Here is a 20,255-nt window from a genome sequence, read left to right on the forward strand (position 1 = left end):
CGATCCCGGGCCCCGTCGCCCCCGAACTCCGACCGCACCCACACCCAGAGAAAGAAGCACCCATGAGCAAGGTACAGACCGGACTCCGCTACTCCGCCGAGCACGAGTGGATCGACGACGCCGCGCCCGCCACGATCGGCATCAGCGAGGTCGCCGCCGATGCGCTCGGTGAGATCGTCTACGTGGAGCTGCCCGAGCTCGGCGCGAACATCACCGCCGGGCAGGTGGTGGGGGAGATCGAATCCACGAAGTCGGTCTCCGAGATCTTCTCGCCCGTCGCGGGCGAGGTCGTCGAGGTGAACGAGGACGTCGTCGCGGATCCCGCGCTCGTCAACTCCGAGCCCTACGGCGCGGGCTGGCTGTTCCGGGTGGCCGTCACGGAGGAGGGGCCGCTGCTGAGCGCCGAGCAGTACGCGGCGGACAACGGCGCCGAACTGTAGGCCTTCGCCCGCTCAGGGGCCCGGGTTCTTCCCCCACCCTCCTTCCCCCTCCGGAAACACGGCGAAAGGGCGAAAACGCACGCAGAGCCCGCGAGGATTCGTGCGTTTTCCCCCTTTCGGGGACGCCCGCTGCCGGGCGACCCCGCTCCGAACTACGATGGTCCCCGTGCAAGAGTCACCCGCAGGGCCCGGCCCCACGCTCGCTCAGCGCCTCGACGCGCTGCCGTTCACCCGCAGGCACGGTCGCGTGCTCGGCGGCTCCGGCATCGGCTGGGCGCTCGACGCCATGGACGTCGGGCTCATCTCCTTCGTGATCGCCGCCCTCACCCAGCACTGGGGCATCACGAAGGCCGAGAGCGGGCTGATCGCCTCGCTCGGTTTCGCGGGCATGGCCGTCGGCGCCAGCCTCGGCGGACTGCTCGCGGACCGCTTCGGCCGGCGGCAGGTCTTCGCCCTGACGCTGCTCGTCTACGGGATCGCCACCGGGGCGAGCGCGCTCGCGGGCGGTGTCGCGCTGCTGCTCGTGCTGCGCTTCTTCGTCGGCCTCGGACTCGGCGCCGAGCTGCCGGTCGCCTCGACGTATGTCAGCGAGTTCGCCCCCGCCCGCATCCGCGGCCGGCTGATCGTGATCCTGGAGGCGTTCTGGGCCGTCGGCTGGACGGCGGCGGCCCTGATCGGGTACTTCGTGGTGCCCGCGGACGAGAACGGCTGGCGCTGGGCCTTCGCCCTGGGGGCGGTGCCCGCGGCCTACGCCCTCGTGGTGCGGTGGGGGCTGCCGGAGTCGCCGCGGTGGCTGGCCGGTCGCGGGCGCCTGACCGAGGCGGAGCGGATCGTCGCCGATTTCGAGCGCGCCGCCGCTCCCGCGGGCGGGCCAGCCGTCGGCGCGGTGGCCGCAGCGGCCCCCGCCGCCGAGCGATCCGCGCCACCGCGGCCCGGCCTGGCCGTCTCGGCCCGATCACGCCTCGCCGGCCTCTGGTCGGCTGAGTTCCGTAGCCGCACGGTCGCGATCTGGCTCGTGTGGTTCTGCGTGAACTTCGCCTACTACGGGGCGTTCATCTGGATCCCCAGCATCCTCGTCGACGCGGGCTTCGGCCTGGTGCGCTCCTTCGGCTTCACCCTGATCATCACCCTCGCGCAGCTGCCCGGCTACGCAGCGGCGGCGTGGCTGATCGAGGTGTGGGGGCGGCGGCTCACGCTCTCGGTCTTCCTCGCCGGATCCGCCGTGTCGGCGGTCGTGTTCGGCACGGTCCACGCGGAGGCCGCGATCATCGGCGCGGGCATGGCGCTGTCGTTCTTCAATCTCGGGGCCTGGGGCGCGCTCTACGCGGTCACGCCGGAGATCTACCCGACCTCGCTGCGCGCCACCGGCGCCGGCTGGGCGGCGGGCGTGGGGCGGATCGCCTCCATCGTGGCGCCCCTGCTCGTGCCGGTGCTGCTCGTGGCTGGCGGTTCTGGGCTCGCCTTCGCCGTGTTCTCGGTGTTCTTCGTCGTCGCGGCTGCGGCGACATGGGGGCTGGTGGATCGTCGCGGCAGGGCGCTCGACGACCGCTGACCCGTCCCCGCTCGCGCGCCGGGGAAGCGGAGGCGGCGGTCGCAGGGCCGCGGCGACATGGTCCGCGATCCGCGCTCCCGGACCGCGCTCAGATCTCGCTCGCGAGTCCCTCGACCACCTCGACGCCGGGCAGCGATGCCAGCACCTCCCCGGGCAGCAGGATCTTCGCGCCGCGGATCCCGGCACCGATGATCGCCTCGGGCACCAGCGGCACGCGCGCATCCACGAGGACGCGCCACCCGGCGGGCAGCCCGAGGGGGGTGATGCCGCCGTACTCCATGCCGGTGACCGCCACCGTCTCCTCGACGGGCGCGAAGCTCGCTTTCCGGGCGTCGAGCAGCTTGCGCACGGTCTTGTTGACGTCGGCGCGCGTGGTGGCGAGCACCACGCAGGCCGCGAGGGTGACGTCGTCGCCACGCCGCCCGGCGACCACGATGCAGTTCGCGGAGGCGTCGAGCGCGACGCCGTAGGCCTCGCAGAAGGCAGCGGTGTCCGCGAGTTCCGCGTCGATCTCAGCGACGCGGATGCGCGCGGCGAGGGCGGGATCGAGTCGCGCGATCGCGTCGCGCACGGGCGCGGCGAGCAACTCGGGCGCCTCGGTGGCGGGCAGCGGGTTCAGGGGCATCTTCGCTCTCCGGTGTCTGATCGGGCTGGGTGCTTCCGAGCTTAGGGGACGCCGCTGACGCGCTCGGCGCGGGCGAGCGCGCCCTCGCGGCCTCGGCGTGCACGGCGGGGGCCGGATGTGCGCTAGGCTTGTCGAGGTCGCCGACTGCTCGCCTCCGTAGCTCAGGGGATAGAGCGCCGGTTTCCGGTACCGTAGGTCGGGGGTTCGAATCCCTCCGGGGGCACTGGCGACACGAGGGTCTGACGGGGTGGCGACATCCGGTCAGGCCCTCTGCTCATCTCTCCGCGGGCCGCTCGTCGCCGACCGGGAGCGTGCCAGATCCTGCGCACTAGACTGGATGCTCGTGACGCCTCAAGAACTCGCTGCCGCCCTCGCCCGCATCCTCTCCGAACTCGTCGCCGAACGCGGCGCCGAGCTGATCGTCACGGAGCAGGACACCGCGGTGGAGCGGCCGAAGAACCGCGAGCACGGGGACTGGGCCTCGAACGCGGCGATGAAGTTCGCCAAGCGCCTGGGCGTGAACCCCCGCGAGCTCGCGCAGCAGATCGCCGAGCGTGCCGAGCGCATCGACGGGGTGGCGCGCGCCGAGGTCGCCGGGCCCGGATTCATCAACGTCACGCTCGACGCGGCCAGTGCGGGCGAGACCGCGCGCCGCGTGGTCGAGGCCGGCGAGTCGTACGGCCGCGGCGACGCCCTGCGCGGGCAGAAGATCAACCTCGAATTCGTGAGCGCCAACCCGACGGGGCCGCTGCACCTCGGCCACACCCGCTGGGCGGCGCTCGGCGACTCGACGGCCCGGGTGCTGCGCGCGGCGGGCGCGGAGGTGACGAGCGAGTACTACATCAACGACGCCGGCTCGCAGATGAACAAGTTCGGCCGCTCGGTGCTGGCGGCAGCGCTCGGCGAGGACGCCCCCGAGGACGCCTACCCCGGAGCGTACATCCAGACCCTCGGGGAGCGGGTGCGCGAGCAGATCCCGGAGCTCGCGGAGCTCGCGGCGAGCGACCGGGACGCCGCGCTCGCGCAGGCCCAGGAGCTCGCCTACCAGCTGCAGCTCGCCGAGATCAAGGACTCGCTGGAGCGCTTCAACGTGCACTTCGACGTGTTCTTCTCGGAGCGCACCCTGCACACCCCGGGCGAGCAGGGCGAGCCGAGCCCCATCGCCGCCGCCGTCGACCGGCTGCGCGAGCAGGGGCACGTCTTCGAAGCCGACGACGCCATCTGGGTGCGCACCACCGACTTCGGCGACGACAAGGACCGCGTCTTCACCCGCGGCAACGGCGTGTACACCTACTTCGCCGCCGACGCCGCCTACTACCTGTCGAAGAAGGATCGCGGCTTCGGCGAGAAGATCTACCTGCTCGGCGCCGACCACCACGGCTACATCGGCCGGCTCACCGCCATCGCGGGCGCCGCGGGCGACGACACCGAGACGGACATCACGGTCCTCATCGGCCAGCTCGTCAACCTCAACGGCGCACGGCTGTCGAAGCGCGCCGGCAACATCGTCGAGCTCGACGATCTGCTGGAGTGGCTCGGCAGCGACGCGCTGCGCTACTGGCTCGCGCGCTACCCGGCGGACTCGCCGCTGTCCCTCGACGGCGAGAAGCTGCGCAGCCGCTCCAACGACAACCCGGTCTTCTACGTGCAGTACGCGCACGCCCGCACCTGCGCGGTCGACCGCAATGCCGCACAGGCGGGCGTGGACCGCAGCTCCTTCGCGCCCGAGCTCCTCACGCACGAGACCGAGACCGAGCTGCTGGGCAAGCTGCAGCAGTACCCGGGTGTCGTCGCGGGGGCAGCCGAACTGCGTGAACCGCATCGCATCGCGCGCTTCCTGGAAGAACTCGCCGCGGCCTACCACCGCTGGTACGACAACTGCCGTGTGCTGCCGCTCGCCGGTGAGGAGATCGGTGATCTGCACCGCACCCGGCTGTGGCTCAACGATGCCGCCGGCCAGGTGCTGCGCAACGGCCTCGATCTGCTGGGGGTCTCCGCCCCCGAGAGGCTGTAGCGGGTGGTGAGCCCCGGGGCGCGGCGCAGACCGCGCTGGTGGGTGCGCCTCCTCGCCGTGCTCGTGGGCGTCGGAGTGCTCGCGGGCGCGGCGGAGCTCGCGCTGCGGCTGATCGTGCCGGGAGTGATCGGGGGGATCGTGCGCGAGCAGCTGAGCCTGAGCGACGATCACCCGGTGGAGGTGTCGCTCGGCGGCTCCGCCCTCGCCTTCGCGCTGCGCGGCGGGATCGGGGACGTGACCGTCGAGATCCCGGACGCGCCCCTGATCGAGGGGGTGCCGGTCGACGCCCGCGTGCACGCCGGCTTCTCGCCCTTCAACCCCGCCGAGGGCGAGATCGAGGGCGGCACCGCCTCTCTGACGGTGCCGCGGGAGCAGCTGGGAGCGGTGATCTCGATGCTCACCTCGGGGGTCGCGCAGAGCGGTGAGGTGCGGGACGGGGAGCTCGTCGTGGGCCGCGACATCGAGGTCTTCGGCCAGAAGATCACGCTCACCGCGCGGATCGCGCTGGAGGTGCACGACGGCGACGTGGAGATCGTGCCGCGCGGTGTCAACGCGGCAGGGCTCGACCTCAGCGCCGAGCAGATCTCCCAGGCGACCGGATCGCTGCTCGACCCGATCCTGCAGCCGCAGACCGTGTGCGTGCGGGACCGCCTCCCCGCAGGAGTGACCCTCAGCGGGGTGCGGCTGTCGAGCACCGGATCGGCGAGCATCGAGGCCGTGCTGGATCCGCGGATCCTCTCAGACCCCGCCGAACTGCAGCCCGGCAGCTGCGGCTGAGGGCGGCGGCCGGCACCGCCGGCTCCGGCCGCTTCAGAGACCGGCGGCGCGCAGCGCCAGCCAGGCGGCCGCCCGGTCGTCGGCGCGGTCCATGAGGAGGCCGGTGAGCTGCTCGACGCGGCGGATCCGGGCCACCAGGGTCTGACGGTGGATGCCGAGCCGCGCGGCGCTGGCCCGGTGGGCGCCGTGCGAGGCCAGGAACTCCTGCAGGGTGCGAGTGAGTTCGCCGTGGGCGCCGGATGCGTCGCGCAGCGGGTCCAGGACCGTGGCCAGGCCTCTGCCCGACGCCTCGTCGAGGGTGGCGAGCACGAGGTCGACCGTGGGCAGGCTCGCGAAGGAGACCACGCGCACGCCGTCGGAGAGCGCCGTCTCGAGCGCCTGCCCGGCCTGCACCGCAGTGCGCGACAGGGCCTCGGCCGGGGCGGGAGCCCCGAGCCCGAGGTAGACGCTGTGCGCGGGCACGGCGCCGAAGGCCTCCACCCGGGACGCGAGCTCAGAGGCGAGGTCGTCGCGCACGAAGCCGCGCACGCGCTCCTGCTCGGCGGCGAAGACGTGCTCGGCGCCCAGCTCGTCGAACCAGCGCACGAGCAGCCGTTCGAGGTCGATGGTGCGCGTCTTCGCGCCCAGCTCGAAGCCGGTGAGGCTGGACTCGTGCACCCCCCAGCGCCGGAGCAGCTCACCGGCTCCGGCCCCACCGGCGAGCAGCGTGGCGAGGAGCGCCTCGCGCCCGAGCTGCTCGGTGAGGCCCGGGTCGTGGGAACGCAGGAGCAGGTCGCAGAGCGCGGCCGCGAGCGCGGCGAGGTCGCGCGAGTGGCTGGTGCGACTCGACCGGGTCGCGATGACGAGGTATCCGGCGAGGTCGCGGTCGGAACCGACCTGATGCAGCTGGAGGCCGTCGTGGCGCACGCGCACGGGGCGGCCGAGGGCGAGGGCGGCCGCATCCGAGATGTGCAGGCGGCCGGCGCCGGCGCTCGCGACCAGCTGGCCCTGGGCGTCGAGCAGCACCGCCCAGCCGTCGATCCTGCGCGCGAGCTCGGGGATCACCGCGCGGACACCGCCCCTGCGGGCCACCTGGGTGAGCACGTTCATCCCGGCAGTGACGAGCCGGTCGCCCGCCGCGCGGTCGTCGGCGATGAGGGCGGCGAGCGTGGCGTGCAAGGCGCCGCCGCCGAGCTCCGTCCCGAGGATCGCGGTCACCCCGCTCGCCGCGAGCGCGTCGCGCAGCTGCGGGGTGTCCTCGCCGCTCACGTAGACCGCGCCCGTGAGCTCGCCGGCACCCGGCCGGGTGCCGGCGGCACCGGGTCCGTGACCGGCTCCGCGCGGTGCGATGGTCTCCAGCAGGGCATCCGCCGCTCCGGTGACCAGGGTCGCGTAGCTGGCGTTGCCGACGACGGTGAAGTCCCGGAGGGCGGTGAGATCGTCGACGGGGGTGCGTTCGGGCAGCCCGTGCGGGAGGAGGTGCCCGCCCACGGCGCGCACCACTGCCGCGAGATCGAGGGCCATGCCGGAAGTGTACCAAGTGTCGGGACCCGGGCAGGGAACCCGTCACCCGGCACAGTGACAGCGGGCCGCGCTGCTCCGTAGCATCGCTTCAGTCGCCACCGAGCCGCATCGCGGAGGTGGCGGGGGACCAACCGCTTCCGAACGACACAGGAGTGAACCATGAAAGCCGTGGTGTTTCGCAACCCCGAGAGCCGGGTCGAGATCGCAGACGTCGAGCTCGCCGGCCCGAAAGCCGGCGAGGTGCGCGTGAAGATCGCCGCCGCAGGAGTCTGCCACTCCGATCTGCACGTCAAGCGCGGCGAGTGGACCGCGCCGGCGCCGATGGTCATGGGCCACGAGGGCTCCGGCGTCGTCACCGAGCTCGGCGAGGGCGTCACCTCTCTCGCGGTCGGTGACCACGTCGTGCTCAGCTGGGTGCCGCCCTGCGGCGAGTGCCGCTACTGCCTGCAGGGGCACGAGGCGCGCTGCCAGAAGGTCGCCACCGTCGTCGCGCCGCAGGGCGTGCTCTTCGACGGCACCTCCCGCCTGAGCCTCGGCGAGGAGCCCATCCACCACTACCTCGGCGTCTCCTCCTTCGCCGAGGAGGTGGTGGTGCCCGCCTCCGGCGCCATCAAGGTGCGGGACGACGCTCCGCTCGACGTCATCGCCGTCGTCGGCTGCGCCGTCGCCACGGGCGTCGGGGCGGTGCTCAACACCGCCGCCGTCGAGCCCGGAGCCACGGTCGCCGTGATCGGCTGCGGCGGCGTCGGCCTCAACGTGGTGCAGGGCGCACGCCTCGCCGGCGCCGAACGCATCATCGCGGTCGACGTCGTTCCCGAGAAGACGCGCATGGCGCTGCAGTTCGGCGCGACCGACCGCATCGACGTGACCGAGGGCCGCGACGCCGTCGAGGCCCTCTTCGAGCTCATCCCCGACGGCGTCGACTATGCCTTCGACGCGATCGGCCGCACCTCGACCACCGAGCAGGCCATCCGCATGCTCGGCCTCGGCGGTGCCGCAGTCATCGTCGGCCTCCCTCCCACCGGGGCGCGGGCCTCCTTCGAGCCGCTCGTGCTCGCCGAGGCGGATCAGCGCATCCTCGGCTCCAACTACGGATCCGTGCGGCCCTCGATCGACATCCCCGCCCTCGTCGACCGCTACATGGACGGACAGCTCAAGCTCGACCCGCTGATCTCCGGCCGTCGCCCGCTCGACGCCGCCGCGGAGGCACTCGACGATCTCGAGGGCGGCGGCGTGCTGCGCACCCTCCTCATCCCCGACGCGAACTGACACCACCCCTCGAAGGAGAGACCCACACCATGTCCACCACCCAGCAGCAGGCCCCCGTCGACGCGGGCCTGCGCCGCGGAGTGATGTCGGGGCCGGAACTCGCGGCCCAGGCCATCGCGAACATCGCTCCCAGCGCCGTCATCGCCTTCACGGCGGCGAGCATCTTCCTCGGCGCCGGCAACGGCACCATCCTCTCGTTCGTCCTCGCCACGATCGTGATCCTCTGCGTCGGCTGGTGCGTGGCGGTCTTCGCCAAGAAGAACGCCTCCGCCGGCTCGCTCTACACCTACGTGGCCAAGGGCCTCGGCCCCACCGGCGCCTACATCGCGGGCGTGGCACTCATCGTCGGCTGCTGGGGCATCGCCGCCGGCTCGCTCGGCGGGGCCGTGTCCTACGCCTCAGACCTGCTGCAGTTCTTCGGCGTCCCCGCCTCGGGCGTCGCCTGGCTCGTGGCGCTCGCCGTCGTGATCGGGGGAGTCGCCACCTTCTTCACCATCCGCGGCATCCGCATCTCGGCGCGCGTCTCGCTCGTGCTGGAGCTCGTCTCCGTCGCCATCATCCTCGTCCTGCTCATCACCGCGCTCGTCGCCGTCGGCCCGGCGGCCTGGGATCCCTCCCAGTTCCGGCTCGAAGGCGCCCCCTTCCAGGGTGTCGCGGCGGGCATGGTCCTCGGCATCCTCGGCTTCGTCGGCTTCTCCTCGGCGGATGCCCTGGGGCGCGAGGCCAAGAACCCCTACACGGCGATCCCGCGGGCCATCATGTGGAGCGCCGTGGTCGTCGGCGTGCTCTACGTCTTCGCCGCATACACCCAGATCGCCGTCCTCCAGGAGGAGCTCGGCGAGGTGGCGAGCCCGCTGCAGGCGATCGCCGACAAGGTCGACATGCCCGTCTGGTTCACCCCGCTGCTCGTCTTCGGCGTCGCCGCCTCGTTCTTCGCGGTGGTCGTCGCCCCGCTCAACGTCGTCGGCCGCATCGTCTACGTGATGGGCAAGGAGGGCGTGGTGCCCGAGCGCTTCGGCCGCACCCACGAGACCCACCTCACCCCGCACCGCGTGCTCCTCATCGCCGGGCCCGCCGCCATCGTCCTCGACGTCATCCTCCTGGTCGGCGGCGTGCACCCCATGGACATCGTCGTGTGGGTGGACACCTACGGCACCTACGGCTACATGGTCGCCTACGCGCTCGTGGCGATCGCCTGCGTCGTCTACGTGCGCCGGGAGCGGCTGCGCACCGGGCTCGTCACCTTCTGCGCCGTGGTCGCGGTCGCGGCGATGGCGTACGTGTTCTTCGCCAATGTGTGGCCGGTGCCGGCGTTCCCGCTGAACGTCATCCCCTACCTCTTCCTCGCGACGATGCTCGGGGCGATCGCCTGGTTCGGCTACCTGCGCAAGAACCGACCCGAGGTGATGCGCGCGATCGGCAACACCGAGACCGACATGCTCGAGGGCGTCGGCTGATCGCACGCCGTCCAGCAGGGTCCCGCGCCGCGCAGCCGGCGCGGGACCCTGCTGCGTTCCCGCGGACGCGCTGCGTCGCCCTGCGCGGCATGCTCGGCACGCTAGACTGATCGGGTTCGTTCTGAGAGGCCGCGCCTCCGTGCGCCTGGCTTCAGGGGCCACTCCGGGTCCGCTCGCCACTCGTCGCCGGACGGTCCCGCGGGCGCGGGCGAACAGAGCCACCCGGGGCCCGGTATCGGGCGCCCGCAGACCCCCAGGAGCGAACGATGACGCAGACGCCGACCCAGACCGCTGCCGAACTCGACCGCATCGATCCGCGTGTCTTCCCCCCGACCGCCCGGCGCGGCCGCGACTGCGGTCAGCTGAAGCTCGCCGGGATCCGCGCCACCGAGCTCGTCGAACGCCACGGCTCCCCGCTCTACGTGATCGACGAGCAGGCGGTCCGGGATCGCGCCCGCGAGGTGCGCGAGGCGCTCGAGCGCGAAGCCGCGCGGATCGGCTCCACCGCCACCGTCTACTACGCGGGCAAGGCGTTCCTGTGCGTCGAGGTGGCGCGCTGGGCGGCCGAGGAAGGCCTCGCGATCGACGTCGCCAGCGGGGGGGAGCTCGCGGTGGCGCTCGCCGCGGGCGTCGACCCGGCCCGGATCGGCTTCCACGGCAACAACAAGTCGACGGCCGAGATCGAGCGCGCCGTCGCCGCGGGCGTCGGCACCATCGTCATCGACAGCGAGATCGAGACCGAGCGCGTTGCCGCCGCCGCAGCGGCGGCCGGGGTGCGGCAGCGCGTGCGCCTGCGCGTGAACAGCGGTGTGCACGCCTCCACCCACGCCTTCCTCGCGACCTCGCACGAGGATCAGAAGTTCGGGCAGCCCCTCGCGGACGCTCCGCGCCTGGTGGCCGCGATCCTCGCCCGCGAGAGCCTCGACTTCGTCGGCCTGCACTGCCACATCGGCTCCCAGATCTTCGCGAGCGACGGGTTCCGCGAGTCGGCGCGCCGCCTCATGGGCGCCTACCCCGAGCTCGAACGTCTCGCCGGGCGGCCGATTCCCGAGCTGAATCTCGGCGGCGGCTTCGGCATCGCGTACACGAGCGCGGAGGCCGACGAGCTCCCGGCGATCGGGGACATCGCCCGTGAGCTGGCCGACATCGTCGCCTCGACCGCCGCGGAGTTCGGGATCGCCGTGCCGAAGCTCGCCTTCGAGCCCGGCCGCAGCATCGTGGGCCAGGCCGGGGTGACGCTCTACACCGTGGGCACCGCGAAGCCCGTTCAGCTCAGCGGCAGCGACGCCGACGCCGATCCGGCCGATCAGGGCTTCGCCGAGCGCCTCTACGTGAGCGTCGACGGCGGCATGAGCGACAACGCCCGCCCCGCGCTCTACGGCTCCGACTACCACGTGCGGCTCGCCAGCCGCCGCAGCGAGGCCGCAGCCGCGCTGGTGCGCGTGGTCGGCAAGCACTGCGAGGCCGGCGACATCGTGGTGCGGCGCGATCTGCTTCCGGGCGACGTGCGGCCCGGCGATGTGCTCGCCGTGGCCGCGACCGGAGCTTACTGCTGGTCCCTCGCCAGCAACTACAACTACGTGCCGAGGCCGCCGGTGGTCGCGGTGCGCGAGGGGCGGTCGCGGCTGATCGTCCGCGGCGAGACCGAGGACGAACTGCTCGCGAAGAGCGTGATCGGCGTGACGCCGGTGCAAGAAGAACCGACGAACGGAGAAACCAAGTGAACGGGTACCGTGATCTGCGTGTGGCGCTGCTGGGCTGCGGCTCTGTCGGGGCGCAGGTGGCCAGGCTGATCCTCGAGCACGGCGAGGAGCTCGCCGCGCGCGCCGGGGCGGGCCTGGTGCTCGCCGGCATCGCCGTGCGCGACATCGACGCGCCCCGGGACGTGGAGCTGCCCCGCGAGCTCTTCACCACGGACGCCGAGCGGCTCGTGCAGGGCGTCGACATCGTGATCGAGCTGATGGGCGGGATCGAGCCGGCCCGGACGCTGATCCTGCAGGCGCTGCAGGGCGGCGCCGATGTGGTGACCGCCAACAAGGCCCTGCTCGCCGCGCACGGACCGGAGCTCGAGGCCGCCGCCGAGCAGGTGGGCGCGCAGCTCTCCTACGAGGCCGCGGTCGCCGCGGCGATCCCGATCCTGCGCCCGCTGCGCGAGAGCCTCGCCGGGGATCAGATCACCCGGGTGATGGGCATCGTCAACGGCTCCACGAACTACATCCTCGACCGCATGGACCGCTTCGGTGACAGCGCGGAGGATGCGGCGCGGGTGGCGAGCGAGCTCGGCTTCCTCGAGGCCGATCCGACCCTCGACGTCGAGGGCTACGATGCCGCGCAGAAGGCCACGATCCTCGCCAGCATCGCCTTCCACACCGAGGTGCCCGTCGACGCGGTGCACCGGGAGGGGATCACCGGGATCACCGCGGAGCAGATCGCCACGGCGAAGAACGCCGGCTATGTGATCAAGCTGCTCGCCATCGCCGAGCGCATCACCTCCTCCGACGGGGTCGACGGGGTGTCGGCCCGGGTGTACCCGGCGCTGATCCGCCGCGATCATCCGCTCGCCGCGGTGTACGAGGGCAAAAACGCCGTGTTCGTCGAGGCGGAGGCGGCCGGCGAGCTGATGTTCTACGGCGCTGGCGCGGGCGGCAAGGAGACCGCCTCTGCGGTGCTCGGCGACCTCGTCTCGGCGGCGCGCCGCCACGTCGTCGGCGGGCCCGGCATCGCGGGATCGCTGCACGCCGAACTGCCGATCCTGCCGGTCGGCGAGGTCAACACCGCCTACCAGATCATGCTGCAGGTGCGCGACGAGCCGGGCGTGCTGGCCGCCATCGCGGGGATCCTCGCCGACCACGGCGTGTCCGCGGCGAGCGTGGAGCAGTCGGTGGCGCAGGGCAGCGAGGGCGAGGCCGCGCTGGTCATCGGCACCCACATCTCGCGCGAGGCGAAGCTCGCCGCGACGGTCGAGGCGCTGCGCGTCGCCGACATGGTGCTGAGCGTCACGAGCGTGCTGCGGCTGGAGGGCGGAGAGTGAGCGCGGGATCCGCGGGCCACGAATCGCGGGCGGTGCACGTGCGCGTGCCCGCGACGAGCGCGAACCTCGGCCCCGGCTTCGACACGCTCGGCATCGCGCTCGCATACAGCGACGAGGTCCTTGCGAGCACGCGCGGCGAGCCCGGTGCCGAGGTGCAGGTGAGCGGGGTGGGCGAGGGCGAGGTGCCCACCGACGAGACGAACCTCGTGGTGCGCTCCGCGGCCCACGTGTTCCAGCGGCTCGGACGTGAAACCCCCGGCCTGCGGCTCGAAGCCCGCAACCGCATTCCACACGGCCGGGGCATGGGATCCTCAGGATCGGCCATCGTCGCGGGCGTGATGATCGCCGCCGGACTGCTCGAGAGCGATCCGCTCGATCCGCTCGTGCTCAGCGAAGACCAGCTGCTCGCCTTCGCGACCGAGCTCGAAGGGCATCCCGACAATGTCGCGCCCGCGCTGTTCGGCGGTCTCACGATCGCCTGGAGCACCGAGCAGGGACCGCGTTTCAAGCGGCTCATGGTGCACCGCGGCGTGGCGCCCCTCGTGCTCGTGCCCAGCTTCACCATGTCGACCGAGCTGGCGCGCAGCCTGCAGCCGAAGCAGGTGCCCCACGAGGACGCCGTCTTCAACGTCTCGCGGTCCGCGCTGCTCATCGCCGCCCTCACGCAGAGCCCGGAGCTGCTGCTGGAGGCCACCGAGGACCGCCTGCACCAGAACTACCGGGCCGCGGCCATGCCGCGCACGAGCGAACTGGTGGCTGCGCTGCGCGCGGCCGGGCACCCCGCCGTCGTCTCCGGAGCGGGGCCCTCCGTGCTCGTGCTGGCGAACGGTCCGGCGGAGCGCCTGGCCGCTGCCGACCTCGTCGCCGAGCGCTACCCGGACTGGCGCTCGCTGATCCTGGCCGTCGACACCAAGGGTGCTACAGTGGAGCCGATCCCTTCGTAATCGCGGGATACCGTGCGGCTGATTCCGGTGCGGGTCTTCCGCGAGGCGCCGGAAGAGGCTTGGGGTGGCAATCGCCGCGTGTCTCTGCTGCGTGCCTCCGCCGAACGCGATGTGGATCGATTTCCTCACCGTGACGTTCCGTCCGGTGATCCCGAAGCACATCTGTGCACCGGCGCGGGAAGGCGAGGCCCCATGCGCACGCTGTTCCGGCGCCGCTCCGAAAGGAAGAACGTGGAAAGCAACGAAGAGAACACCAGCACGCCCGCAGAGGAGACCGCGCCGGTGCGGCGTCGTGCTTCGCGTCGCGTGAGCGCGGCCGCCGGAGCGGCAGGCGAGACGGTGGTCACCGAGGCCGCCTCCGCGGCGGCGGACACCGCGTCCGCGCCCGCCGCGGAGACGCCCGCCGCGGAGGCGCCGAAGAAGCGTGCGAGCCGCAGCCGCAAGAAGGCCGCAGAGGAGCCGGCCGCCGAGGCCGCCCCCGCCGCGGCGAGCACCGAGGCCGCGAGCACCGAGGCCGCGAGCACCGACGCCGCGAGCACCGAGGCCCCCGCGAGCACGGAGGCCGACGCGCCCGAGGCCGCGGAGGCGCCGAAGAAGCGTGCGAGCCGCAGCCGCAAGAAGGCCGCGGAGGAGCCTGCGGCCGAGGCCGCCGAGGCCGCCGGCGAGCCCGCCACCGCAGCGGAGCAGTCTCCGGAGGCCCCGGCCGCCGAGCAGGCGCCGGCCAAGCGCGGCCGGGGACGACGTGCCCAGAGCGGCGAGACGGCGGCTCAGGACGCCCCTGCGCGGGCGCAGGCCGAGGACGCGCAGGCCGACGCCGCGCAGTCCGAGAGCGCCCCCGCCGAGGCCGCCCGCGCCGAGGAGGCACGCGCCGAGGAGGCGAAGCCGGCGGCCGCGAAGGGCGACTCGGATCAGGGCTCCGGCGAGAGCGACAAGCCGGGCCGCAACCGCCGTGGTCGCGGTCGCGGGCAGAAGAGCGACGCCGCGGAGAGCGGCGAGGCGGGCGAGCAGTCCGCCGCCGGCGAGGAGGGCAAGGGCCGCGGCCAGGCCCAGAACGGCGAGCGCGGCGAGAAGAACGGCGAGCGCGGCGACAAGAACGGCGAGGGATCTGCGCGTTCGAGCCGCACGCGGCAGCGCGATCGCAAGCGCCGCGGCCAGGGGGACGACCTCGAGCCGGAGATCACCGAGGACGACGTCCTGCTGCCCATCGCGGGCATCCTCGACGTCCTCGACAACTACGCATTCGTGCGCACGAGCGGCTACCTGCCGGGCACGAGCGACGTCTACGTCTCGCTCGGTCAGGTGAAGAAGTACAGCCTCCGCCGCGGTGACGCCGTCGTCGGCGCGATCCGCCAGCCCCGCGAGGGCGAGGGCGGCGGCCGCCAGAAGTACAACGCGATCGTGAAGGTCGACAGCATCAACGGCCGGCCCGTCGACGAGAGCGAGAAGCGCCCCGAGGTGGCGGAGCTGACCCCCGTCTTCCCGCAGGAGCGCCTGCGCCTGGAAACCGGCAAGGACGCCCTGCTCGGCCGTGCCATCGACCTGGTCGCCCCCGTCGGCCTCGGACAGCGCAGCCTGCTCGTGCTGCCCGCGCGACAGCCGGGTGCGCCCCTCCTCGGGGAGCTCGCGCAGGCGGTCACCGCGAATGCGCCGGAGGCGCACCTCATGCTCGTGCTCACGAACGCCCAGCCCGAGGAGGCCACGCAGCTCCAGCGCACCGTCTCCGGCGAGGTGGTCGCGGCGTCCTTCGACCGTCCGGCCGAGGACCAGGCGACCGTCGCGGAGCTTGCGATCGAGCGCGCGAAGCGGCTCGTGGAGCTCGGGCACGATGTGGTCGTGCTGCTCGACTCGCTCAACGGCCTGGCGCACGCCTATGCTCAGGCGCAGCACGCCTCCGCCCGGCCCGCGCTGGGCGAGCTCGACGAGTTCGCGATCGGGCAGGTCAAGCGCCTGCTCGCGGCCGCCCGCAAGGTGGAGAACGCCGGCTCGCTGACCGTGATGGCGACGGTCCACGCGAAGACCGGCGTGGACGCCGACAAGATGCTGCTGCGCGAGGTGCTCGCCGTTGCGAACCAGCAGCTGCGCTTCGAGAAGACCCGGCCGGGAGCCGCGCCGGTGGTGGACCTCGCGGCCTCGTACACGCGCGGAGCCGAGGCGCAGCTGGGCGCGGCTGAGGCCGCGGCCGTCGCAACCGTGCGCGCGGCGCTGCACGAGGACGACGGGGCCGAGAAGGTGCTGGCGCGCCTGCGCTCGACCGATTCGAACGCGGCGCTGCTCGCCGAGGCACAGCGCACCGGCAAGTTCTGATGTTCGAGCAGGTCGAGCAGCTGCTCGTCGAGCACGCGCAACTGCAGGACGAGCTCGCCGATCCGGCGCTGCACGCCGACGCGGGCCGCGCCAAGAAGGTGAACCGACGATATGCCGAGCTGAGCAAGATCAAGGCGGCCTACGAGCAGTGGCAGCAGGCGGGCGACGATCTCGAGGCGGCTCGCGAGCTCGCCCGCGAGGACGAGGCCTTCGCTGAGGAGATCCCGGCGCTCGAAGCCGGGCTCGCCGAGGCGCAGGAGAAGGTGCGCCGCCTGCTGATCCCGCGCGACCCCGACGACGCGCGCGACGTGATCCTCGAGATCAAGGGCGGCGAGGGCGGTGCCGAGTCGGCGCTCTTCGGAGCGGATCTGCTGCGCATGTACCTGCACTTCGCCGAGTCGAAGGGGTGGAAGACCGAGATCCTCGAGAAGGACGAGAGCGATCTGGGCGGCTACAAGAACGTGCAGGTGGCGATCAAGTCGAACGCGAGCGATCCCTCGCAGGGCGTGTGGGCGCACCTGAAGTACGAGGGGGGCGTGCACCGCGTGCAGCGGGTGCCCGTCACCGAGTCGCAGGGGCGCATCCACACCTCCACCACCGGGGTGCTCGTCTACCCGGAGGTGGACGAGCCGGAGGAGGTCGAGATCAACCAGAACGACCTCAAGATCGACGTCTACCGCTCCAGCGGCCCGGGCGGCCAGTCCGTGAACACCACGGACTCGGCCGTGCGCATCACCCACCTGCCCACCGGCATCGTGGTCGCCATGCAGAACGAGAAGTCGCAGCTGCAGAACCGGGAGGCGGCGATGCGCGTGCTCCGCGCCCGGCTGCTGGCGCGGCAGCAGGAGGAGGCCGCGGCCGAGGCGAGCGCGCACCGCTCCAGCCAGATCCGCACCATGGATCGCTCGGAGCGGATCCGCACCTACAACTTCCCGGAGAACCGCATCGCCGATCACCGCACCGGCTACAAGGCCTACAACCTCGACCAGGTCATGAACGGCGCGCTCGATCCCGTGATCGAGTCGTGCATCAGCATGGACGAAACGGAGCGGCTGAAGGCGCTCGGCCAGTAGCGGCGGCGCGGCTCGCATCGATGTGAACGCGCCCGCGTTCACAGGCAAGGCGCGGTGGCGCCACTGCGCCAGCTGAAGGCGCTCGTGTGCGGGTGCGGAGCCCGCGCCCAGATAGCATGGTCTCATGCGAACCGCACGGCCTCTGCTGCCCTGGGTCGTCTGGGGGATCGCGGCGCTCGCCTACGCGGTCGCCGTGATCAACCGTTCCTCCCTCTCGGCGCTGGGCCCCGCGGCGCAGGATCACTTCGGCATCGACGCGACCCTGCTATCGATGTTCGCCATGATCCAGCTGATCGTCTACGCGGCGCTGCAGATCCCGGTCGGGGTGCTGCTGGACCGCTTCGGTGCGACGTCGATGATCCTCGGGGGCGGGCTGCTCATGGTCGCGGGCCAGGCGGTGATGGCGACCGCCCCCGAGGTGAGCCTCGCGATCCTCGCGCGCGTGCTCGTGGGCGCCGGCGACGCCTGCACCTTCATCAGCGTGATGCGGATGCTGCCCGAGTGGTTCGCCCTGCGCCAGCTCGCGACTGTCAGCCAGCTCACCGGGCTCATCGGCCAGGCCGGCCAGCTGGTGTCGGTCGCGCCGCTCGCCGCGCTCGTGGGTGCCATCGGCTGGACCGGAGGGTTCCTCGGGCTCGCCGCGTGCGGGCTGCTCGTGGTGCTGCTCTCCGCGCTGGTGCTGCGCGACCGGCCCGGCGACGGCACCGCCCTGGAGCGCGTCCTCGGGCGGAAGGGGAGGCTCAGCCGCGAGGCGCGCTCGCTCGCGACCCCGCCGCCCACCGGGGTCGCGGAGGTCTCGCCGCCGTCCACCGAGATGATCCCGGTGGTGCGTGAGCCGCGGGTGCGCGTGCTCGGCTTCTGGTCGCGGGCGCAGCGTCTGCTGGCCCTCCCGGGCGTGCGGCTCGCGTACTGGCTGCACTTCACCTCACCGTTCGCGGTGAACGTCTTCCTGCTGCTGTGGGGCACGCCGTTCCTGACCGGGGGCGTGGGGCTGTCGCTGCCGACGGCCGGCGGGCTCCTGAGTCTCACGGTGCTCTCGTCGATGACGGCCGGCCTGCTGCTCGGGCCGCTGAGCTCGCGCTTCGTGGAGCGTCGCGTGTGGATCGCGTTCGGGATCGTCGTGGCCATCATGGCGGTCTGGATCGCGGTGCTGCTGTGGCCGGGGACGCCGCCCCTGTGGCTGCTCGTGATGCTGCTCGTGGTCACGCCGATCGGCGGGCCGGCCTCGATGATCTCCTTCGAGGTGGCGCGCTCGCACACCCCGCGCAGTTTCGCCGGCTTCGGCACGGGACTGGTGAACACGGGCGGCTTCACCGCGTCGCTCGTGGTGATCCTGCTCATCGGCCTGGTGCTCGATCTGCAGGGGGCGGGCTCGCCCGAGAGCTACTCGATGGGGGCCTTCAAGGTGGCCTTCGCGGTGCAGATCCCGTTCTGGCTCTTCGGGCTGACCATGATCCTCATCGAGTCGCGACGGACGAAGGGGTGGATGCAGGAGCACGGCCGCAGCCTCCGCTGAGACCGTGCGGCGCGGGAGTCGCCGCCGACGCTCAGATCACGTAGAAGTCCGCGAGGTCGGGGGTCTCGGCGCGGGGCGCTCCGCGGCGCGGGCGGCCCTGCGCGGGGATGCCCGTGAGCGTCGTCCACGGGGGCGCCGAGTGCACGACGACGGCGTTCGAGCCGACGGCGCTGTCGTGGCCGAGTTCGATATCGCCGAGCACCTTCGCGCCCGCGCCGATCACGACGCGGTCGCCGATGGTGGGGTGGCGCTTGCCGGTGCTGTGACCGGTGCCGCCGAGGGTGACGCCGTGGTAGATGAGCACGTCGTCGCCGATCACCGCGGTCTCGCCGATCACGACGCCCATGCCGTGGTCGATGAAGAGGCGGCGGCCGATCGTGGCGCCGGGGTGGATCTCGATGCCGGTGAGGAAACGCGCGAACTGCGAGAGGGCGCGCGGCAGGAAGCGCTGCCCGCGCCGCCACAGTGCGTGGGAGAGGCGATGCCACCAGACCGCGTGCAGCCCCGAGTAGATGAGGAACACGGAGGCGCCGCTGCGCGCGGCGGGATCCCCGGCCTTCGCGGCGCGGATGTCTTCGCGGATGCGGGAGAAGATGCTCACTCGTGCCTCTCGGAATCAGTCGGCGGGTGCGACGGCGGGCCCGCGCGAATCGTCTCCGCGCGAGCCCGCCGGGTGCTTCCGGGCCGGTGCGGCCCGGAGGCCGGGTCAGACCTCCAGGTCCTCGAACAGCACGGTCGAGAAGTAGCGCTCGCCGAAGTCGGGCACGACCACGACGATCTTCTTGCCGGCGTTCTCGGGGCGCTGGGCCACCTGGGTGGCCGCCCACACGGCCGCGCCGCCCGAGATTCCCGCGAGGATCCCCTCCTCGGTGCCGAGGGCGCGCGCCTTGGCGATGGAGTCGGCGAGGCTCACGTCGATGACCTCGTCGTACACCTCGCGGTCGAGGATGTCCGGCACGAAGTTCGCGCCGAGGCCCTGGATCTTGTGGGGGCCGGCCTTGCCCTCGGTGAGCAGCGGCGAGTCGACGGGCTCGACCGCGATCACCTGGAGGCCGGGCTTCTGCTCCTTGAGGTAGCCGCCTGCGCCGGTGATGGTGCCTCCGGTGCCGATGCCGGCGATGAAGATGTCGACCTCGCCGTCGGTGTCGTTCCACACCTCGGGGCCCGTGGTGGCGCGGTGGATCGCCGGGTTCGCGGGGTTGGCGAACTGCTTCGCGAGCACGGCGCCCGGAGTGTTCGCCGCGATCTCCTCGGCCTTCGCGACCGCGCCCTTCATGCCGAGGGGGCCCTCGGTGAGCACGATCTCCGCCCCGTAGGCGGCGAGCAGCTTGCGGCGCTCGATGCTCATGGTCTCGGGCATGGTGAGGATCACGCGATAGCCGCGCGCCGCGCCCACGAAGGCGAGCGCGATGCCCGTGTTGCCGCTGGTCCCCTCGACGATGGTGCCGCCGGGCTGCAGCTCGCCCGAGCGCTCGGCGGCGTCGATGATGGCGATGCCGATGCGATCCTTCACCGAGCCGGCCGGGTTGTAGAACTCCAGCTTGGCGTACACCTCGGCGCCTGCGCCGTCGGTGACGCGGTTGAGCCGTACGAGCGGCGTATTGCCGAAGGCCTGGGTGATGTTGTCGTGGATGCGTGCCATGTGGGGGACCTCCTGAGCTTCGCGGGCAAGCCACCAAGAACTATAGCGTGAAGTTATCCGAGAGATGCGGGAAAGCAATGGCATATTGCGGCCCGTGACGGCGCCCCG

General features: G+C 72.5%; 16 protein-coding genes and 1 tRNA gene. 13 read left to right on the plus strand and 4 right to left on the minus strand.

The annotated features are described in order from the left end of the window. Positions 1-62 precede the first annotated feature (62 nt). On the plus strand, positions 63-440 hold the full coding sequence (gcvH, locus tag B4915_RS13305) for a glycine cleavage system protein GcvH (RefSeq protein ID WP_105806310.1): 378 nt from the start codon (positions 63-65) through the stop codon (positions 438-440). A gap of 157 nt (positions 441-597) precedes the next feature. Beyond that, positions 598-1,992 carry an MFS transporter gene (locus B4915_RS13310; protein ID WP_105806311.1) on the plus strand — a complete coding sequence of 465 codons (1,395 nt, stop codon included), beginning with the start codon at positions 598-600 and terminating at the stop codon, positions 1,990-1,992. An 88-nt stretch (positions 1,993-2,080) separates the two neighbouring features. Here B4915_RS13310 and B4915_RS13315 read toward each other — a convergent pair whose 3' ends face one another. Continuing rightward, positions 2,081-2,617 carry a YbaK/EbsC family protein gene (locus tag B4915_RS13315; RefSeq protein WP_105806312.1) on the minus strand — a complete coding sequence of 179 codons (537 nt, stop codon included), beginning with the start codon at positions 2,615-2,617 and terminating at the stop codon, positions 2,081-2,083. Between the two features lie 150 nt (positions 2,618-2,767). On the opposite strand from B4915_RS13315, the gene B4915_RS13320 reads away from it, so the two are divergent. The 3 genes from B4915_RS13320 (at position 2,768) to B4915_RS13330 (ending at position 5,408) form a co-directional block, all read left to right on the plus strand. Further along, positions 2,768-2,840: transfer RNA gene (locus tag B4915_RS13320), tRNA-Arg, on the plus strand. Positions 2,841-2,960: 120 nt separating this feature from the next. Next, positions 2,961-4,631: an arginine--tRNA ligase gene (gene argS, locus B4915_RS13325; protein WP_105806381.1), complete on the plus strand. Its 1,671-nt coding sequence runs from the start codon at positions 2,961-2,963 to the stop codon at positions 4,629-4,631. A 3-nt stretch (positions 4,632-4,634) separates the two neighbouring features. Continuing rightward, on the plus strand, positions 4,635-5,408 hold the full coding sequence (locus tag B4915_RS13330) for an LmeA family phospholipid-binding protein (protein ID WP_245907516.1): 774 nt from the start codon (positions 4,635-4,637) through the stop codon (positions 5,406-5,408). A gap of 33 nt (positions 5,409-5,441) precedes the next feature. Here the strand turns inward: B4915_RS13330 and B4915_RS13335 are convergent, their stop codons facing one another. Continuing rightward, positions 5,442-6,911, minus strand: a complete 1,470-nt coding sequence (locus B4915_RS13335; protein WP_105806313.1) for a PucR family transcriptional regulator — start codon at positions 6,909-6,911, stop codon at positions 5,442-5,444. A 159-nt stretch (positions 6,912-7,070) separates the two neighbouring features. Here B4915_RS13335 and B4915_RS13340 point away from each other — a divergent pair, with 159 nt between their 5' ends. From B4915_RS13340 to B4915_RS13375, 8 genes are all read left to right on the plus strand, one after another. Beyond that, complete coding sequence (locus B4915_RS13340) at positions 7,071-8,180, plus strand: alcohol dehydrogenase catalytic domain-containing protein (RefSeq protein ID WP_105806314.1); 1,110 nt, start codon at positions 7,071-7,073, stop codon at positions 8,178-8,180. A 29-nt stretch (positions 8,181-8,209) separates the two neighbouring features. Beyond that, positions 8,210-9,637, plus strand: a complete 1,428-nt coding sequence (locus B4915_RS13345; RefSeq protein WP_105806315.1) for an APC family permease — start codon at positions 8,210-8,212, stop codon at positions 9,635-9,637. A gap of 266 nt (positions 9,638-9,903) precedes the next feature. Continuing rightward, positions 9,904-11,361, plus strand: coding sequence for a diaminopimelate decarboxylase (gene lysA / locus B4915_RS13350; protein WP_105806316.1), 1,458 nt, complete (start codon positions 9,904-9,906; stop codon positions 11,359-11,361). Further along, positions 11,358-12,668: a homoserine dehydrogenase gene (locus tag B4915_RS13355; RefSeq protein ID WP_105806317.1), complete on the plus strand. Its 1,311-nt coding sequence runs from the start codon at positions 11,358-11,360 to the stop codon at positions 12,666-12,668. Before lysA ends, B4915_RS13355 begins: the two co-directional genes overlap by 4 nt. After that, positions 12,665-13,612 carry a homoserine kinase gene (thrB, locus tag B4915_RS13360; protein WP_105806318.1) on the plus strand — a complete coding sequence of 316 codons (948 nt, stop codon included), beginning with the start codon at positions 12,665-12,667 and terminating at the stop codon, positions 13,610-13,612. The genes B4915_RS13355 and thrB overlap by 4 nt, the downstream gene beginning before the upstream one ends. Positions 13,613-13,843: 231 nt before the next feature. Next, complete coding sequence (locus B4915_RS13365) at positions 13,844-15,916, plus strand: transcription termination factor Rho (RefSeq protein ID WP_105806383.1); 2,073 nt, start codon at positions 13,844-13,846, stop codon at positions 15,914-15,916. Next, a complete protein-coding gene (prfA, locus tag B4915_RS13370) occupies positions 15,916-16,989 on the plus strand; it encodes a peptide chain release factor 1 (RefSeq protein ID WP_105806319.1) in 1,074 nt (357 codons plus the stop codon). The genes B4915_RS13365 and prfA overlap by 1 nt, the downstream gene beginning before the upstream one ends. A gap of 124 nt (positions 16,990-17,113) precedes the next feature. After that, entirely contained in the window at positions 17,114-18,505 is a 1,392-nt protein-coding gene (locus B4915_RS13375; RefSeq protein WP_105806320.1) for an MFS transporter, read from the plus strand. Between the two features lie 31 nt (positions 18,506-18,536). On the opposite strand, the gene cysE is transcribed toward B4915_RS13375, so the two are convergent. Both cysE and cysK read right to left on the minus strand, forming a co-directional pair. After that, entirely contained in the window at positions 18,537-19,106 is a 570-nt protein-coding gene (cysE, locus tag B4915_RS13380; RefSeq protein ID WP_105806321.1) for a serine O-acetyltransferase, read from the minus strand. Between the two features lie 105 nt (positions 19,107-19,211). Continuing rightward, the gene (cysK, locus tag B4915_RS13385) at positions 19,212-20,147 is read right to left on the minus strand and encodes a cysteine synthase A (protein ID WP_105806322.1); all 936 of its coding nucleotides are present in this window, start codon (positions 20,145-20,147) and stop codon (positions 19,212-19,214) included. Between the last annotated feature and the right edge of the window lie 108 nt (positions 20,148-20,255).

Source organism: Leucobacter massiliensis (assembly GCF_002982315.1).
Classification (GTDB): Bacteria; Actinomycetota; Actinomycetes; order Actinomycetales; family Microbacteriaceae; genus Leucobacter; species Leucobacter massiliensis.

Excerpts from the sequence above, each read along its gene's own strand:
- gcvH (WP_105806310.1), top strand. The coding sequence starts at position 63 with ATGAGCAAGGTACAGACCGGACTCCGCTACTCCGCCGAGCACGAGTGG.
- B4915_RS13310 (WP_105806311.1), top strand. The coding sequence starts at position 598 with ATGGTCCCCGTGCAAGAGTCACCCGCAGGGCCCGGCCCCACGCTCGCT.
- B4915_RS13315 (WP_105806312.1), bottom strand. The coding sequence starts at position 2,617 with ATGCCCCTGAACCCGCTGCCCGCCACCGAGGCGCCCGAGTTGCTCGCC.
- B4915_RS13335 (WP_105806313.1), bottom strand. The coding sequence starts at position 6,911 with ATGGCCCTCGATCTCGCGGCAGTGGTGCGCGCCGTGGGCGGGCACCTC.
- B4915_RS13340 (WP_105806314.1), top strand. The coding sequence starts at position 7,071 with ATGAAAGCCGTGGTGTTTCGCAACCCCGAGAGCCGGGTCGAGATCGCA.
- B4915_RS13345 (WP_105806315.1), top strand. The coding sequence starts at position 8,210 with ATGTCCACCACCCAGCAGCAGGCCCCCGTCGACGCGGGCCTGCGCCGC.
- lysA (WP_105806316.1), top strand. The coding sequence starts at position 9,904 with ATGACGCAGACGCCGACCCAGACCGCTGCCGAACTCGACCGCATCGAT.
- prfA (WP_105806319.1), top strand. The coding sequence starts at position 15,916 with ATGTTCGAGCAGGTCGAGCAGCTGCTCGTCGAGCACGCGCAACTGCAG.
- B4915_RS13375 (WP_105806320.1), top strand. The coding sequence starts at position 17,114 with ATGCGAACCGCACGGCCTCTGCTGCCCTGGGTCGTCTGGGGGATCGCG.
- cysK (WP_105806322.1), bottom strand. The coding sequence starts at position 20,147 with ATGGCACGCATCCACGACAACATCACCCAGGCCTTCGGCAATACGCCG.